1 pseudogene is annotated in these 806 nt (G+C 54.0%); it reads left to right on the forward strand.

The features are described 5' to 3' along the window. Positions 1-485: 485 nt before the first annotated feature. Positions 486-806 (forward strand): annotated as a pseudogene (locus AC0L3X_RS47235) (AraC family transcriptional regulator); the annotation flags it as partial.

The following is an 806-nucleotide window of genomic DNA, read 5'->3' on the forward strand; positions in this document are numbered from 1 at the left end:
AAATATCAACGGCGCCGGAGTAGTTTGTGTCCGACGAACTCGGATGACGACGATGTGGCCGACGAGGCGCGACACGAAATCGGTATCAGAGAACGTCTGGTGCTGCAGGACAGTCTGTCCGCGGATCGTTGAGTTCGATCAATCGCGAGAGTCATAGAAGCGGAGCTTACGGGTTCACCCCGCCAAGGATATCTAAACTAGATCCGATAACGGCAATCAGAAATAGAGCCATCACGACCGCCTCCTCTTAAAGGAGATTTTTTGACGCCACGGCCTTCGCAATCACTATAGACCTAATTTCTGGCCGCTAAGTGAACGAGTTCACATCAGCATTGAACTTAGCTGAGCGAGACTAGCAGGCCAATGGCGTAGCTTCTTGGACTCTTGCGCACAGATCAAACAAGTTCGGTGCGCGAACTGCAAAATGCAGATACCGGTGAGTTTGTCGCATTTGATCCCGATGTCCAACAAGGCTGGAGGTCCCCATGTCTATGGACGCAGCCGAATTCGTATCACATCGTTTCTCGACGCGGGAGTTTCCGGAGCGGATGCGAGTCCCGCTATGGCGCGAGGACTTTGGGCGAGGCATAGTCCACGCTGATATTGAGCCTCTATCGAACGCACCGTTTCAGGCCTACGCAACGCTGCAAGCGATCCGAGGTTTGCGCAGGCTCGCGCTGAAAGGCTCCCCTATGCGTTTCAAGCGCTTGCAGGCGAGCATCGCTGATGGTGATGACTCGATCGGAGTCGTCCTCTGTTCTCCCGGCAAAAGTCAACTATCGCAGCGCTGTCAAGAAATCGAGCTT

The sequence above is a fragment of the Bradyrhizobium sp. MI1.7 genome (genome assembly GCF_055811795.1).